The 15,894-nt window shown below is 59.8% G+C and carries 16 protein-coding genes; 10 read left to right on the top strand and 6 right to left on the bottom strand.

All coding sequences use genetic code 11. From position 1 onward, the window contains the following. Window positions 1–74: 74 nt before the first annotated feature. Both AC0Z4S_RS18290 and AC0Z4S_RS18285 read right to left on the bottom strand, forming a co-directional pair. The gene (locus tag AC0Z4S_RS18290; protein WP_485624047.1) at window positions 75–1,928 is read right to left on the bottom strand and encodes an Lnb N-terminal periplasmic domain-containing protein; all 1,854 of its coding nucleotides are present in this window, start codon (window positions 1,926–1,928) and stop codon (window positions 75–77) included. Window positions 1,929–2,118: 190 nt separating this feature from the next. Next, window positions 2,119–2,607: a DUF3015 domain-containing protein gene (locus AC0Z4S_RS18285; protein ID WP_016773112.1), complete on the bottom strand. Its 489-nt coding sequence runs from the start codon at window positions 2,605–2,607 to the stop codon at window positions 2,119–2,121. Between the two features lie 302 nt (window positions 2,608–2,909). Between AC0Z4S_RS18285 and AC0Z4S_RS18280 the strand changes: the two genes are divergently transcribed. Both AC0Z4S_RS18280 and AC0Z4S_RS18275 read left to right on the top strand, forming a co-directional pair. Then, on the top strand, window positions 2,910–5,348 hold the full coding sequence (locus AC0Z4S_RS18280; RefSeq protein WP_485624045.1) for a Lon protease family protein: 2,439 nt from the start codon (window positions 2,910–2,912) through the stop codon (window positions 5,346–5,348). A 325-nt stretch (window positions 5,349–5,673) separates the two neighbouring features. Beyond that, complete coding sequence (locus AC0Z4S_RS18275; RefSeq protein WP_253496024.1) at window positions 5,674–5,988, top strand: PA4575 family protein; 315 nt, start codon at window positions 5,674–5,676, stop codon at window positions 5,986–5,988. A gap of 36 nt (window positions 5,989–6,024) precedes the next feature. On the opposite strand, the gene AC0Z4S_RS18270 is transcribed toward AC0Z4S_RS18275, so the two are convergent. Continuing rightward, on the bottom strand, window positions 6,025–7,854 hold the full coding sequence (locus tag AC0Z4S_RS18270) for a hypothetical protein (protein ID WP_485624044.1): 1,830 nt from the start codon (window positions 7,852–7,854) through the stop codon (window positions 6,025–6,027). 160 nt (window positions 7,855–8,014) lie between these two features. Between AC0Z4S_RS18270 and AC0Z4S_RS18265 the strand changes: the two genes are divergently transcribed. From AC0Z4S_RS18265 to bamJ, 3 genes are all read left to right on the top strand, one after another. After that, window positions 8,015–8,503 (top strand): TIGR00645 family protein, encoded by a 489-nt coding sequence (locus tag AC0Z4S_RS18265; protein ID WP_016773116.1) that lies wholly within the window; start codon window positions 8,015–8,017, stop codon window positions 8,501–8,503. A 131-nt stretch (window positions 8,504–8,634) separates the two neighbouring features. After that, complete coding sequence (locus AC0Z4S_RS18260; protein ID WP_485624043.1) at window positions 8,635–8,940, top strand: DUF6482 family protein; 306 nt, start codon at window positions 8,635–8,637, stop codon at window positions 8,938–8,940. Window positions 8,941–9,060: 120 nt separating this feature from the next. Then, complete coding sequence (bamJ, locus tag AC0Z4S_RS18255) at window positions 9,061–9,678, top strand: BamJ family beta-barrel-assembly machinery protein (RefSeq protein ID WP_471878707.1); 618 nt, start codon at window positions 9,061–9,063, stop codon at window positions 9,676–9,678. A gap of 136 nt (window positions 9,679–9,814) precedes the next feature. Here the strand turns inward: bamJ and AC0Z4S_RS18250 are convergent, their stop codons facing one another. From AC0Z4S_RS18250 to AC0Z4S_RS18240, 3 genes are all read right to left on the bottom strand, one after another. Continuing rightward, window positions 9,815–10,072 (bottom strand): PA4570 family protein, encoded by a 258-nt coding sequence (locus AC0Z4S_RS18250; RefSeq protein WP_039761704.1) that lies wholly within the window; start codon window positions 10,070–10,072, stop codon window positions 9,815–9,817. Window positions 10,073–10,276: 204 nt separating this feature from the next. Then, on the bottom strand, window positions 10,277–10,618 hold the full coding sequence (locus tag AC0Z4S_RS18245; RefSeq protein WP_485624041.1) for a zinc ribbon domain-containing protein YjdM: 342 nt from the start codon (window positions 10,616–10,618) through the stop codon (window positions 10,277–10,279). A 183-nt stretch (window positions 10,619–10,801) separates the two neighbouring features. Further along, a complete protein-coding gene (locus tag AC0Z4S_RS18240; RefSeq protein WP_016773120.1) occupies window positions 10,802–11,770 on the bottom strand; it encodes a polyprenyl synthetase family protein in 969 nt (322 codons plus the stop codon). A gap of 241 nt (window positions 11,771–12,011) precedes the next feature. Between AC0Z4S_RS18240 and rplU the strand changes: the two genes are divergently transcribed. The 5 genes from rplU to AC0Z4S_RS18215 all read left to right on the top strand — a co-directional run bounded on the left by rplU (window position 12,012) and on the right by AC0Z4S_RS18215 (window position 15,766). Further along, complete coding sequence (rplU, locus tag AC0Z4S_RS18235; protein ID WP_007924746.1) at window positions 12,012–12,323, top strand: 50S ribosomal protein L21; 312 nt, start codon at window positions 12,012–12,014, stop codon at window positions 12,321–12,323. A 35-nt stretch (window positions 12,324–12,358) separates the two neighbouring features. Beyond that, entirely contained in the window at window positions 12,359–12,616 is a 258-nt protein-coding gene (rpmA, locus tag AC0Z4S_RS18230) for a 50S ribosomal protein L27 (RefSeq protein ID WP_016773121.1), read from the top strand. Window positions 12,617–12,809: 193 nt separating this feature from the next. After that, entirely contained in the window at window positions 12,810–14,033 is a 1,224-nt protein-coding gene (gene cgtA, locus AC0Z4S_RS18225) for an Obg family GTPase CgtA (RefSeq protein ID WP_016773122.1), read from the top strand. A gap of 136 nt (window positions 14,034–14,169) precedes the next feature. Continuing rightward, window positions 14,170–15,288, top strand: a complete 1,119-nt coding sequence (gene proB, locus AC0Z4S_RS18220) for a glutamate 5-kinase (protein ID WP_039761700.1) — start codon at window positions 14,170–14,172, stop codon at window positions 15,286–15,288. Window positions 15,289–15,298: 10 nt separating this feature from the next. Then, window positions 15,299–15,766: a CreA family protein gene (locus AC0Z4S_RS18215; RefSeq protein ID WP_042610504.1), complete on the top strand. Its 468-nt coding sequence runs from the start codon at window positions 15,299–15,301 to the stop codon at window positions 15,764–15,766. The last annotated feature ends 128 nt before the right edge of the window (window positions 15,767–15,894 follow it).

Genomic DNA, 15,894 nt, shown 5'->3' with positions numbered 1-15,894 from the left:
AGATCGCGGCCTTCGGCAGCTCCTACAGGGGGGATGCATTGCAAATGTAGGAGCTGCCGAAGGCTGCGATCTTTTCAGTAGTGATACCATTTCACTTCAAGCATGACTTCCGTTTCCGGGCTGGCGAGCTGGCTGAATTCGCGCTGCGCGCTCAAGCGCAAACCGAGGTTGCGCGACAACTCCCACTGCTGATTCAAACTCAGGCTGCGGCGCACTTCCCCGTTGAAGAAATAATCGCCCTTGGCCTCCAGGCTCAGGTTGCCCAGCGGGTTTTTCCACAACACCCCGGTATTGAAGCCACCGGCCGGGGAAACAAACTCGGCGAAGTCGTTATTGTGTTCCACGCGCACCGTGCCAAGGGCAAAGCCGAGCACGTCGTCGCCCAACTGCCACGTGCCGCCACCGCCACCGTTGACATGGCTGACCAGCGTTTCGTCGTCATGCTTGCCCGGCACGCGCTCGAGGCCACCGGTGACTTGCCACGACAGCGGTTGCAGCAGCTCGTTGCGCGGTGTCAGCGAACGAATGGTCGCCAGATCCAATTGCTGCAACTGCCAGTCATTGCCTTCGTACTGACGCAGCTTCAGTTGCAAAATTTCGATCTGCGCGCCGAGAGGAAAGCTTTCGGCGTTGTCGTTGAGGTCGTGGTAGGCCATGCGCAGGCCATATTCCCCGAACGCCCGATCACCGCGGGTACCGAGGCCGGCCTGCCAGGTGCGCGATTCGTGGCCGTCTTCGGGCAGACCGGGTTGCGGAATTTCCAGCTCCGGCGCCGGGTTCTTGTTGATCGCCCGCAGCAGTTCGAAACTGCGCTGCGCTCTCTGCGGGTCGCGTTCCTGGCCGTTGGCGCGGTAGCGCTCCAGGCGATAGGCGGCATCGACGATCAGCGCCTGACGCGCGCGGGGCAGGGCTTTGAACGTTGGCTCTTGCAGGATTTTTTGATCGGCGCTGACTTTCAGTACCCATTGCTGTTCGTCATCGCTCAACGGCTCGGCGCGGCTGAGCAGTTCACGTTCGCGGGAGGGGCGATATTCGATGTGCTCGACCAGCCCGGCCTCTTTCACCGCTTTGACGGTGTCGGTGGGGATCGCGGTCAACGGGAATTGTTCGGTCAGGCGCAGGCTCGGTCGCGCCACTTGCAGCAGTTCCAGCAAGCGATACGAGCAGTTTTCGTCGAAGAAGAAATAGTCGAACTGGATCTGCTTGAGCTCCCACACATGCTCGACCATGCGTGCGGTTTCTTCCTGGGTCAGGTTGAGCCGGTATTCCCACAGGTCGCGGTTTTCCAGGCTGCGGTACTCGGAGAGCTTTTCCTGATACGGCACCAGCGCAAACAACCCCGGGTAGCCACCCATCAAGCCTTTCCAGGCATACAGAATGCTGTTGTCCGAGCCTTCGATGTAGGCGCCGAAGTTGATCGCGTAGCTGAGCAGCGAGGTCTTGTCGGCCTGCACATCCGCCTGATCGATGCGCAGCAGGGTGTGGCCGAACATCGACGAAGGACTGTTGAGATACGCCGCCGGGAAAATCATCACCGCGCTGTGCGGCGAGACGTCCTTGAACCATTTCTTGTATTCGGCGCATTCCGGCGCGGGCAAGTCGGAGAGGTTGAGTTGCGCTTTCAGCCAGCGGGTACGCGCCGGGTAAACGCATTGGGCATGTTGCTCGCCGAGGCTGGCCGGGGCGTAGAGCGCCTGCACGGTGGCCGCCAGTTCGCGGTCCGGATGTTCGTTGCCATCGGGGGCGAGAAAGAATTTCTTGTCGCTGACATAGCTGCGCCAGCCGCCGAGCTTGGCGGTTTCGTAATGACCGAGGGAAATCCAGAAGCGGTCGTTGGCCAGTTGCTGCAAACGTTGAGGATCGATGTGAGGCGCGGCGGACAGCGGGGCGCAGACACAGAGCGCCAGCCAGGCAAGGCGTTTGAGCATAGTCGGCAACTTAAGTCGAAAGAAAAAATTCAATACCAACAAACTGTAGGAGCTGACGAGTGCAACGAGGCTGCGATCTTTTGATCTTCAAAAGCAAGATCGCAGCCTCGTTGCACTCGTCAGCTCCTACAACGCGTCATTTGGCAAAAAATAAAAACCCGCTCCCCGAAGGAAGCGGGCGGGGTCGAGCTTAAGCCTGAGTTGCGTACTTGGCCAGACGTGGGTCCGATTTCAGTACCGCCAGGGTGTTGGTATGCACGTCTTCAGCGGTCACGTCAGCTTTGCTGAAGATCTGCTGGAAGTGCTCGTGGGTCACTTGCGCGAAATGCGCGCGGTCTTCCGGTGCTACGCCCAGTACCACGGCATAGGTGGTCAGCGCTTCGCCGTTGCCTTTGGCCATGTCTTCGGACAGCTCGTTCATCATGCCATTCATGGCGAACCAGGATTTGCCGCCGTAGGTCAGCGATGCGTTGGTCGAGCAACCGTTGGTGCCGGAAGTCATACCGAACGTGGCGTTACCGGAAGTGCCGTTGGTGGTGGAAGCAAGGAAGTGCGCCGGGGTGCCACGCTGACCTTCGAACAGCATGTTGCCCCAACCGCAATCCGGGCCGCCCGGGGCTTGCGCCATTGCGTTGATGGATACAGCGGTGAAGAGAGTACCGAGAAGAATCCGTTTCATAGCTTTGTTCTCTTTATGTGCATACCAATGGACAGGGTTCTGGCCTTTCGCACTCTGCCCGAGGACAGCGCCGAAAGTGTCAGTGGGCCGGTATTAGTTCCAGCCGCGCAGTTTGGAGTTTAGGCACGTTCCAGCGGTTCCGTGACTTTTTGCAAAATATTTGGAATAAACCTCTGATTTATCGGGACGCGTCGACCCGCGGCGCGCTTGTCTATGCTTTGTCATGTGGCGCGCCTTGCCAGTGGGGCACGGGCAGCGCCAGAATGCCGCTACCTGCCCCGCCTGATTGTTAAGGAAGCCCGATGCCTGATCCTGTTGCTGCCAGCCTGCGTCTTGCGCCCGAAGCGCTGACTCGTCCGTTTTCCGCTGAACAGTTCAGCTTCACTACCACCAATGATCTGGAGCCCTTTCGCGGTGTGCTCGGCCAGGAACGCGCGGTCGAAGCCTTGCAGTTCGGTGTGGCGATGCCACGCCCCGGTTACAACGTGTTCGTCATGGGCGAGCCAGGCACCGGCCGCTTCTCGTTCGTCAAACGCTACCTCAAAGCCGAAGGCAAGCGCCTGCAGACCCCGGCAGACTGGGTCTACGTCAACAACTTCGACGAGCCGCGCGAACCGCGCGCGCTGGAGCTGCCATCGGGCACGGCGGGCTCGTTCATCGGCGACATCAACGGCTTGATCGACAACCTGCTGGCGACTTTCCCGGCCGTCTTCGAACACCCTTCATACCAGCAGAAAAAAAGCGCCATCGACCGCGCTTTCAACCAGCGCTACGACAAGGCGCTGGACATCATCGAGCGCCTGGCCCTGGAAAAAGACGTCGCCCTGTACCGCGACAGCAGCAACATCGCGTTCACGCCGATGCTCGACGGCAAGGCCCTGGACGAAGCTGAATTCGCCCAGTTGCCGGAAGCCGAGCGCGAGCGTTTCCACGACGACATTTCCGGCCTCGAAGAGCGCCTGAACGAAGAACTCGCCAGCCTGCCGCAGTGGAAGCGCGAGTCGAACAATCAACTGCGTCAGCTCAACGAAGAAACCATCACCCTGGCGTTGCAGCCGCTCCTGGCGCCGCTGTCGGAGAAGTACGCAGAGAACGCTGCGGTCTGCGGTTACCTGCAAGCGATGCAGGTTTATCTGCTGAAAACCGTGGTCGAGCAACTGGTCGACGACAGCAAGACCGACGCCGTCGCGCGCAAGTTGCTGGAAGAGCAATACGCACCCAGCCTGGTGGTCGGGCATCCAGCCAGCGGTGGTGCGCCGGTGGTGTTCGAGCCGCATCCGACCTACGAAAACCTGTTCGGCCGCATCGAGTACACCACCGATCAAGGTGCGCTCTATACAACCTATCGACAGTTGCGCCCGGGCGCGCTGCATCGCGCCAATGGCGGTTTCCTGATTCTCGAAGCGGAAAAAATGCTCAGCGAGCCGTTCGTGTGGGATGCGCTGAAACGCGCCCTGCAATCGCGCAAGCTGAAAATGGAATCGCCACTGGGCGAAATGGGCCGCTTCGCCACCGTGACCCTCAATCCGCAGCACATTCCGTTGCAGGTCAAGGTCATCATCATCGGTGCGCGATCGCTGTACTACACGCTGCAAGACCTCGATCCGGACTTCCAGGAGATGTTCCGCGTTCTGGTCGACTTCGACGAAGACATTCCGATGGTCGACGAAAGCCTCGAGCAGTTCGCCCAACTGCTGAAAACCCGCACATCGGAAGAAGGCATGGCGCCATTGACCGCCGATGCGGTGGCGCGTCTGGCGACCTACAGCGCTCGCTTGGCCGAGCATCAAGGGCGGCTGTCGGCGCGTATCGGCGATCTGTTCCAGTTGGTCAGCGAGGCCGATTTCATTCGCCATCTGGCCGGCGATGAAATGACCGACGCCGGGCACATCGAGCGAGCTTTGAAAGCCAAGGCCACCCGCACCGGGCGGGTCTCGGCGCGGATTCTCGACGACATGCTCGCCGGGATCATCCTCATCGACACCGATGGCGCGGCGGTCGGCAAGTGCAACGGGCTGACGGTGCTGGAAGTCGGCGACTCGGCGTTCGGTGTGCCGGCGCGGATTTCCGCCACGGTCTATCCGGGCGGCAGCGGCATCGTCGATATCGAGCGCGAGGTCAACCTTGGCCAGCCGATCCACTCCAAAGGCGTGATGATCCTCACCGGCTATCTGGGCAGCCGTTACGCCCAGGAATTCCCGCTGGCGATCTCGGCGAGCATTGCTCTTGAGCAGTCCTACGGCTACGTCGATGGCGACAGTGCGTCGCTGGGCGAGGCGTGCACGCTGATTTCGGCGCTGTCGAAAACGCCGCTCAAGCAATGCTTCGCCATCACCGGTTCGATCAACCAGTTCGGTGAGGTGCAGGCGGTCGGCGGGGTCAACGAGAAGATTGAAGGCTTCTTCCGCCTCTGCGAAGCACGCGGCCTGACCGGCGAGCAGGGCGCGATCATTCCGCAGGCCAACGTCGCCACGCTGATGCTCGATGAGAAAGTCCTCGCCGCCGTACGCGCCGGGCAATTCCATGTCTATGCAGTGCGTCAGGCCGACGAGGCATTGAGCCTGCTGGTGGGCGAGCCGGCAGGCGAGCCGAATGCCGATGGCGAATTCCCTGAAGGCAGTATCAATGCCCGGGTGGTCGAACGCCTGCGCGATATCGCCGAGATGATCAGCGAAGAGGACCTGAAAGAGGCCGAGAAGGAGTTGGCACAAGAGGCGCTGGCCGAAGCCAAACCGGCTTAACAGTCTTAAAGCAAACCCTGTGGGAGCGAGCTTGCTCGCGAAAGCGGCGTATCAGTCGACGAATCAGTTGCCTGGCACTCCGTATTCGCGAGAAAGCTCGCTCCCACAATTGTTTTTCCAGATTGGTCTTTGTGGTGATCTTCGGAAAATTCGCCACAACTCTGACGCCAATATTCACACAATGACCATTCGGCGCCTTCTGGTTCTATCTTGCTTGCGCTGCGGACTTTTCTTCTATTCTCAGGTCAAGGATATCGACAGTATCACTGGATCGAGCCAGTCCTCTCCTGGGGGCTGAACACCGGCTTTACCGAGGGTCGCCGCCATGTCGCGCAACCTCTGTCTCACTCGTCAATGCCTGGGTCTGGTGACCCGGATCGAATGCGCCGTCAAGCCGCTGGCCGGCGACAACGGCATGTGGACGCTGCTCTTCGCGGCCGGCATGGCCGGCGAACAACCTTCCGCGATCAAAGCCCAGGGCCCGTTCCCCGGACCGGTCGCGGCCGAGTCGATTCTCGACACCATCGTGGAAAGCCTGACTTTGCACGGCTACGAACTGGCCGACGATCCGCAGATCTGGAGCCTGCACCTGCAAGCTCAGTTGCGGCAGATCAACGGCGGCCGTGGGCGCAGCCTGTAGGAGCTGCCGAAGGCTGCGTTCTTTTGATCTTGCTCTTCAATGAGCAACCTCGTCCGCCGGCGCCTTGTCGAGCTTGACCTCAAAGCCGTATTGCACGGTGGCGAGGTCGGTACGCTGATAGGTTTCCACGCGAGTCGGGCGACCGTAAAAGTAGTGCACGCCGACCAGCGCGGGGCCTTCGGTGCTGGCGTCGTGGCTCACCGAGACAATCTGCTTGAGATAGTGGCCGCTGTCGTCCTTGACAAAGAAACGCCACTCGTTGGGCGGGAAGGCTTTCAGGTCAACCACCAGCGTGTTGTCCTTGATCGCCAGGCCTTTGGGCAATGACTGCGCGTCGTAGGATTGCTTGGTCACCGTGGCCAGAAACAGCGGCATCGAGCCCACGGCGATCGCCGGGGTTTCCGGAAACAGATTCAGATCATAAGTAATCGTCGCTTGCAGCGGATCGACCTGATACGCCTCGGGTGGCAGCTCGATCGGCTCGTCGAGTTTGCCGCCGCGCTTTTCCGTGAAGAAGGTCACCGGGCTGACGCCGGGGTTGAGTTCGTCGCCAAGCAATTCGTCATTGAAGGTACGGCGGTGGGAGAACTCGATACGCGCCGCGCTCGGCTCTTCCACCGATTGATGAATGCGCACGCCGGCCTTCAGTTGCTCTTCGGTCAGGTTCGCGCCTTTGAGCCAGTTGGCGGCGAGATCGTCGTAAACCACCACCGGCAAGTCCAGCGGTTGCACGGCTTTGGCCGTGGTGTGCAGATCGAAGGTGCGAACTGGCAGATCCAGCTGTTTGCGCGTCACGGTTGCCGAGGAGAAGTCGAGCACGCTGACTTCCAGTGTGTCGATCGGGCCGTGGAAATACACCTTGTTATAGCGGCGCGGGTGGTCTTTCTCGAAGGCTTGCTGGTCGTCGCTGAGCTGTTTTTCCAGGGTGTCGCTCCAGCTCTTCTGCTTCTGTAGCTGCGCCAGCTGTCGCTGATAAAACTCGACCTGCTCCGGGCTTTCGTTGATCGAACCGGCGCGCACCAGGTATTGGCCGCTGGCGTCGCGGGCCTGAACGATCAGCGGATTGATCCGGGTTTGGGCGACTTCGGGAGCCAGCGGCAGGCTGTTGCTGACTTCGACCTCGGCGTAGTTCTTCTCCAGCTTGAGCAGTTTGACGCTGAGGTTGTCGTTGGTGCGGGTCTGGCCGACGTCTTTCTGCGTCAGGTCGAAGCTGTACAGGCGACGTGGCGCGATGACTTCGACCTGGCCTTGCAGACTGACCGGTTGCGGCAGGCTTTTCTTGTCGACGTTGAGGCCATCGATGAACGGGTAGGTCACCGTCAGATCATCGGGGTTGGTCACGTTGGAGCTGGACGGGCTGAGCTGAATGCCCGGATCGGTTTCCGACCACTCCGGCTGCCAGGCGATCACGCGTTTGTTGCTCAGCGTCACCGAATGCCACTCGATGCCGTGGGGAAACAGAAAGCCACCGGGAATGTTCAGGTTGAACGGGAATACCGGCTGCAGGTCGGTGAGGTAATCCGAGCTGGCGTCCTTGTGCAGCACGAACAGGCCGTTGATGAAGGTATCGACCAGCGCCTGCGGGTTAGGGTAGTGCTTGAGCACGGCGAGGGCATCGGCGCCGTATTCGGTATGTGGCGTGATATCGTCGAGCTTGAGCCGGGCTCTTTCCAGCAACAGCAGCGAACCGCCGAGTTCGGTGATCGCGTCCTTGAGCTTCGGATCGCTGATCGTGTCCAGTGACTGTTCGAAGGTGGCGGTCTTTTCATCAAGGTTTGCGACGTGCTTTTCATCGCCGGGCGAGCAACCGCCGATGAGCAAGGCGAGGCAGATTCCGGCAGTCGTCAAGGCTGATCGCACATCCATTTCCACGCGTCCCGTCCACTGTCATAGGGCTGTCAATGCTTTGGACACTAGCAGAAAAACTTTGTCACACACACGCAGGTGGCGGATTTTCCGGCGGTTTCTGGCTGTCACAGCGGGCTGTTATACTCGCCACCATTTCCAGCCCCTTGTGTGAGAGTCAATGGAACGCTTTATCGAAAATGCAATGTACGCCACCCGCTGGCTGCTGGCGCCGATCTATATCGGCCTGTCCCTCGGTCTGCTGGCGCTGGCATTGAAGTTCTTCCAGGAAATCATCCATATCCTGCCCAACGTCTTCGCTATGGCCGAATCTGATCTGATTCTGGTGCTGCTGTCGTTGATCGACATGGCGCTGGTAGGCGGGCTGCTGGTGATGGTGATGATTTCCGGCTACGAGAACTTCGTCTCGCAACTGGACATCGACGAAGGCAAAGAGAAGCTCAGCTGGCTGGGCACCATGGACTCCTCGTCGCTGAAGATGAAAGTCGCGGCCTCGATCGTGGCGATTTCCTCGATCCACTTGCTGCGCATCTTCATGGATGCCAAGAACGTCGATCCCGAGCACTTGATGTGGTACGTGATCATCCACATGACTTTTGTGGTGTCCGCGTTTGCCATGGGATATCTGGACAAGGTCACCAAGCACTGATCGACCGGTCAAGGCAAAAGAACCGCCCGTCTGTTGCGAAACAGACGGGCGGTTTCGTTTGTGGCTTGTGCTTTCAAGCGCAGCGGCCTATCCCTGTAACGGTGCGATTCTCCATGGTGTGAGGTGCTTCCATGAACCTGCAAGAGTTGAACGCGTTTGCCAACGCCGGCAAGGTCGATGAACTGAATCTGATTTCCATGGAGGGCGGGATCTATCTGCTGGAAGCGCGCATGCACGGGGCGGCTCATCCGCTCCACGATCCGCTGGGGAAAACCCTGACTCTTCGTTCCGTCGAGCACGCGCGGGAAATGTTGCATGCGTTTCCGGTGCTGCCGTTCAATCTGGTTCACACCTCGGTGCACGATGAAATGTGCGGTCTGGGTGGTGGCATCAATGAAAGCCTGAAAGTGCCACTGGCCTGGCGCTCGGCCCTGTAGGCCCGGCCCCAACCCCGGGGTATCTGTGCTAGTCTGCTCGCCCTTTTGGTTCCGGGCGCGCCGGGACGCGCTGTGCACGCACGGCAAGTCCTGTGGCCGTCCGCACAGCGGAGCAGTGTCATGTCCGAAGTAAATCTGTCCACCGACGAAACCCGCGTCAGCTACGGTATCGGCCGTCAACTCGGCGACCAGCTGCGCGACAACCCGCCACCGGGTGTCAGCCTGGACGCGATCCTGGCCGGTCTGACCGACGCTTTCGCCGGCAAACCAAGCCGTGTGGGCCAGGAAGAAATGTCCGCCAGCTTCAAAGTGATCCGCGAGATCATGCAGGCCGAAGCGGCTGCCAAGGCTGAAGCCGCGGCTGGCGAAGGCCTGGCCTTCCTCGCCGAAAACGCCAAGCGTGACGGCATCACCACCCTGGCTTCCGGCCTGCAATTCGAAGTGCTGACTCAGGGCGACGGCGCCAAGCCGAGCCGTGAAGACCACGTGCGCACGCACTATCACGGCACACTGATCGACGGCACTGTGTTCGACAGCTCCTACGAGCGCGGCCAGCCTGCAGAATTCCCGGTCGGCGGCGTGATCGCTGGCTGGACCGAAGCCCTGCAACTGATGAATGCCGGCAGCAAATGGCGCCTGTACGTGCCGAGCGAACTGGCTTACGGCGCCCAAGGCGTGGGCAGCATCCCGCCGCACAGCGTTCTGGTATTCGACGTCGAGTTGCTTGACGTTCTGTAATCCCCAGCCTGCTTGATGGCGGGCTAACCCTGTGGGAGCGAGCCTGCTCGCGAAAGCGGTGTGTCAGTCAACTCGATCGTCGGCTGGAAATCCGTCTTCGCGAGCAGGCTCGCTCCCACAGGTTTTGTATTACCGCTCATATTTCGATCTTGTTGTGCAGCTCACTGGTCGGGCGCAACGCCCGGGCATAGCAGAACAGGAACAGATTGCGCACCAGCTCCTTGAGTACCAGCGGCTCGCTGGAATTGAGGCTGCTGACGTCCAGATCACCTTGATCCTGCAGTTCATGCAAGGCTTCTTCTTCAAGCACCGCACAGACTTCGCCGGTTTCCCGATGAAGGATTCTGAGGTAAGGGTGTGGGCGGTCCAGCCAGGCGTCGATCAAATAAGTCATGGGTCTCATCTCCTTGAAAGGTTTCAATGAGAATAATTCTTATTCATCAAATAGCAAGCGCCTATTGGCAGATCGTGTATTTTTCCGGGTAAGGGTTGTGTCAGGTCAAAATGGCTGGCTGATGGCCATGCGCGGATTCATTGAGCTGAAGCGGGGAGGGCAACGCTCCATCCCACGGCTGGCGCGGGATGGATGACATAAGGCTCAGACTTTTCTGACGAACTCGGATTTGAGCTTCATCGGGCCGATGCCGTCGATCTTGCAGTCGATGTCGTGATCGCCATCGCACAGGCGGATGTTCTTGACCTTGGTGCCGACCTTGACCACCAGCGACGTGCCTTTGACCTTGAGGTCCTTGATCACGGTGATGGTGTCGCCGTCCTGCAGGACGTTGCCGACCGAATCTTTCTTTACGGCATCATCGGTAGCCATTTCGGCTTCGCCGCTGGCAGACCACTCATGGGCGCACTCGGGGCAGACCAGTTGGGTGCCGTCTTCGTAGGTGTATTCGGAATTGCATTTCGGGCAGGGTGGCAACGTGCTCACTAAGGTTCCTTGGGTATCAGGAGGACTAAAGGGCGCACATTGTATAGGGTTTTAGGCTGCGAAGGGCATAGCGCAGAAACAACTGTGGGAGCGAGCCTGCTCGCGAAGGCGTCCTGCCAGACAACATAACTGTCCGCTGGCAGAATGCTTTCGCGAGCAGGCTCGCTCCCACAGGGGATTGAATCAGTGCGTGCGGGCGACCGCGAACTCGCTCAGTTCAACCAGTGCATCGCGATATTCGCTGGCCGGCAGCGCTTCCAGGCACTTGATCGCACGGGCCACGTAGTCGCGGGCCAGTTGCGCGGTGTATTCCAGCGAACCAGACGCTTCCACGGCGATACGGATGCTTTCCAGGTCTTCGATCCCGCCTTTCTGGATCGCCTGACGCACCAGTGCCGCCTGTTCGGCCGTACCTTCGCGCATGGTGTAGATCAGCGGCAGGGTCGGCTTGCCTTCGGCCAGATCGTCACCGACGTTCTTGCCCAGGGTTTCTGCGTCGCCCTTGTAATCCAGCAGGTCATCGACGAGCTGGAACGCCACGCCCAGGTGATCACCGAACGTGCGCAGGGCTTCGCTCTGCTCGGCGGTCGCACCGGCCAGGGCGGCGGCGCTGTGGGTCGACGCTTCAAAGAGCATTGCGGTCTTGCCGCGAATGACTTCCATGTAGGTTTCTTCGCTGGTGCTGGCGTCACGTACCTTGGACAGCTGCAACACTTCGCCTTCCGCGATGATGCGCGTGGCTTGCGACAAAATCTTCATCACCGGCATCGAGCCGAGTTCGACCATCATTTCGAACGAGCGCGAATACAGGAAATCACCGACCAATACGCTCGGGGCGTTGCCCCACATGGCGTTGGCGGTCGAGCGGCCACGGCGCATGCCGGACATGTCGACGACGTCGTCATGCAGCAGGGTCGCGGTATGCAGGAATTCGATGGTGGCGGCCAGCAGGCGCATGTCGTCGCCTTCGCGACCCAGGGCCTTGCCACACAGCAACACTAATAAAGGACGCAGGCGTTTGCCGCCGGCCGAAGTGATGTAATCGCCGATTTTCGATACCAGCGGCACTCGAGACGTCAGCTGCTTCTTGATGATGCCGTCGACGGCGCTAAAATCGTCCGCCACCGCGCGGTAGAAAGCTTGGGGTTGCATCAGCGAGAGTCGCTCCAGAAGGGTTGCGCGGCATGCTAGGACCCCTTCCCAGACCTGTCAAGGCGCGATGGACGGCCCCTTGCAAGCCTGCGGCGGCTTGCGTACAATCGCGCACCCTGAACTTCCTGGGCAGCACCTGCCTTACGCAATTGCACTTGGGCCGTTCCAGCCCCATGCAGCCATGCCAGCCAATACCTCTTCTTATAAAGAGCTGGGTGAGCAGGATTATCGGAGAAATACCATGTACGCAGTAATCGTTACCGGCGGTAAGCAATACAAGGTCGCTGAAGGTGAATACCTGAAGATCGAAAAACTGGAAATCGCTACTGGCGAATCCGTGACTTTTGATCGCGTTCTGCTGGTCGCCAACGGCGACGACGTGAACATCGGCGCACCAGTTGTTGCTGGCGCAACCGTCAAGGCTGAAGTGATCTCCCAAGGTCGTCACGATAAAGTCCGCATCATCAAGTTCCGTCGCCGTAAGCACCACATGAAGCGTATGGGCCACCGCCAGTGGTTCACCGAGATCAAAATCACCGGTATTCAGGCTTAATTACAGCCTAATTCCTCACTAGGAGAATTGAACTCATGGCACACAAAAAAGCTGGTGGTAGTACCCGTAACGGTCGCGACTCAGAAGCCAAACGCCTTGGCGTGAAGATGTATGGCGGCCAGGTCATCAAGGCCGGCAACATCATCGTGCGTCAGCGCGGCACCCAATTCCACGCTGGCTACGGCGTTGGCATGGGTAAGGATCACACTCTCTTCGCTAAAATCGAAGGCGTGATCAAGTTCGAAGTAAAGGGCGCCTTCGGTCGTCGTTACGTGAGCGTAATCGCGGCTTAATCGCGAGATCGCTGGAGAAGCCCTGTCTTGCGACGGGGCTTTTTCGTTTGTGGGGTGAGTCTCTTGCAAAGCTGTTTGTATGGGCTGTCGGCGTGCGATGCAGGTCGTGTCTTGGGGTCGCTGCGCTCATTTTTGCAAGAGTCTTATGTCTTGATTGTTTTTCGGCTCGTCCGTACGGCGAGAGGCGTTGGTTATGAAGTTTGTTGATGAAGTATCGATTCGCGTAAAGGCTGGTGACGGTGGCAACGGTGCCATGAGTTTCCGCCGGGAAAAATTCATTGAAAACGGTGGCCCGAACGGTGGTGATGGCGGTGACGGCGGTTCCATCTACATGATGGCCGACGAAAACCTCAACACCCTGGTGGACTACCGTTACACCCGTCACTTCGATGCCGAGCGTGGCTCCAACGGTGGCAGCACCGACTGCACCGGCAAGAAGGGCGAAGACCTGATCCTGCGCGTGCCGGTCGGCACTACCGTGATCGACTCCGCTACTCAGGAAGTCATCGGCGACCTGACCAAGGCCGGCCAGAAACTGATGGTAGTGCAGGGCGGCTGGCACGGCCTGGGCAACACCCGTTTCAAATCCAGTACCAACCGTGCGCCGCGTCAGACTACGCCAGGCAAGCCCGGCGAGCAGCGCGACCTGAAACTGGAAATGAAAGTGCTGGCTGACGTCGGTCTGCTGGGCTTGCCGAACGCCGGTAAAAGTACCTTTATCCGTTCGGTCTCGGCCGCCAAGCCGAAAGTCGCCGACTACCCGTTCACCACACTGGTGCCGAACCTCGGTGTGGTCAGCGTCGATCGCTGGAAGAGTTTCGTCATTGCCGACATTCCGGGTCTGATCGAAGGCGCTTCCGACGGTGCCGGCCTGGGCATTCGCTTCCTCAAGCACCTGGCGCGTACGCGTCTGCTGCTGCACCTCGTCGACATGGCTCCGCTGGATGATTCCAGTGCTCCGGACGCGGCTGAAGTGATCGTCAACGAGCTGATCAAGTTCAGCCCGTCGCTGGCCGAGCGTGATCGCTGGCTGGTGCTGAACAAGTGCGACCAGATCCTTGAAGAAGAGCACGATGCTCGCGTCAAGGAAATCGTCGATCGTCTGGAATGGACCGGTCCGGTGTACGTGATTTCGGCCATCGCCAAGATCGGTACCGAGCGTCTGTGCCACGACATCATGCGCTACATGGAAGACCGTGCCGATCGCCTGGCCGCAGACCCTGCGTACAAGGAAGAGCTGGCCGATCTCGATCAGCGCATCGAAGACGAAGCCCGTGCGCAGTTGCAGGCGCTGGACGACAAGCGTGCCCTGCGCCGCAGTGGCGTGAAGTCGGTCCATGACATCGGCGACGATGACTGGGACGAAGAAGATGTGGATGACGAAGACGGTCCGGAAATCATTTACGTGCGTGACTGATCCGTTGCGATAAACTTGAACGCCGCTCAATCGAGCGGCGTTTTAGTATCCGGAAATCGATCGTTGGTCAGCAATCGCCACGATTAACGTCACGGGCAGTGCCGGTCGCGCTGCCCTCAAGCTAAGGTTGAAGATGATGCGGAGCAAGGTGACAGGTGCGCAGCGTTGGGTCGTGAAAATCGGCAGCGCTTTGCTGACAGCTGATGGCAAGGGGCTGGATCGCGCGGCAATGAGTGTCTGGGTCGAGCAGATGGTGGCGCTGCATGAAGCGGGCGTCGAGCTGGTGCTGGTGTCCTCCGGGGCGGTGGCGGCCGGCATGAGTCGCTTGGGCTGGACCGCGCGACCCAGTGCCATGCACGAGCTGCAGGCGGCCGCTGCAATCGGTCAGATGGGGCTGGTGCAGGCGTGGGAGTCGAGCTTCGCCGAGCATGGCCGGCACACCGCGCAGATTCTCCTGACCCACGACGACCTGTCCGACCGCAAGCGCTACCTCAACGCCCGCAGTACCTTGCGTGCTTTGGTCGAGCTGAAAGTCATTCCGGTGATCAACGAAAACGACACCGTGGTCACCGATGAAATCCGTTTTGGCGACAACGACACGCTGGCGGCACTGGTGGCTAATCTGGTCGAGGCCGATCTGCTGGTGATCCTTACCGATCGCGACGGCATGTTCGACGCTGATCCGCGCAACAATCCCGATGCGCAGCTGATTTATGAGGCGCGCGCCGATGATCCGACGCTCGATGCAGTGGCTGGCGGTACCGGCGGTGCCCTGGGGCGCGGCGGCATGCAGACCAAGTTGCGCGCGGCGCGACTGGCAGCTCGTTCCGGTGCGCACACCATCATCGTCGGCGGGCGGCTTGAGCGCGTGCTCGATCGCCTGAAGGCGGGCGAGCGCATCGGTACGCTGCTGTCGCCTGAGCGCGGCATGCTCGCGGCGCGCAAGCAGTGGCTGGCCGGGCATCTGCAAACCCGTGGCACTCTGGTGCTGGATGAAGGGGCAGTGTCGGCGTTGTCCAAGGGCAACAAAAGTCTGCTGCCGGTAGGGGTGAAACTGGTTCAAGGCAGTTTCCGGCGTGGTGAGATGGTGGTCTGCGTGGCGCCGGACGGTCGTGAGATCGCGCGGGGACTGGCCAATTACAGCGCCCTGGAGGCGCAAAAAATCATCGGTCAGTCGTCGGATGCGATTGTCGGTTTGCTCGGTTACATGGCGGAGCCGGAACTGGTTCACCGTGACAACCTGATTCTGGTCTAAGGAAAATTCGATGCGTGTAGCGAAAGGATTGTTGGGCCTGCTGATGGCCATGCCATTGCTGGCCTCGGCCGAGGAAATCGGTCAGGTGTCGACGGTGTTCAAGTTTGTCGGTCCGAATGACCGGATCGTGGTCGAGGCGTTCGACGATCCGAAAGTCGAAGGCGTGACCTGCTACCTGTCGCGCGCCAAGACCGGCGGAGTGAAGGGTGGTCTCGGTCTGGCCGAGGATCGTGCCGAAGCCTCGATCGCTTGTCGTCAGGTCGGGCCGATCAAGTTCAAGGGCGAACTGAAGGATGGCGACGAGGTCTTCAAGGAGCGCACCTCGCTGGTGTTCAAGACCATGCAGGTGGTGCGTTTCCTCGACAAGAAGCGCAATACGCTGGTGTACCTGGTCTACAGCGATCGTCTGATCGAAGGCAGTCCGCAGAATGCCGTAACCGCTATCCCGATCCTGCCGTGGGTGCCTGTCCAGCCATAACACCGCAAAACCAATTGTAGGAGTGAGCCTGCTCGCGATGGCGGTGTGTCAGATAGAAAATTCTCATCTGACTCACCGCCATCGCGAGCAGGCTCGCTCCCACATTTTTTTGCCTGTAGCTTGTTAAA

It is taken from the genome of Pseudomonas sp. 1L-B-1-E-C1 (assembly GCF_057291835.1).
This window is presented reverse-complemented; position numbering and strand designations above follow the sequence as displayed.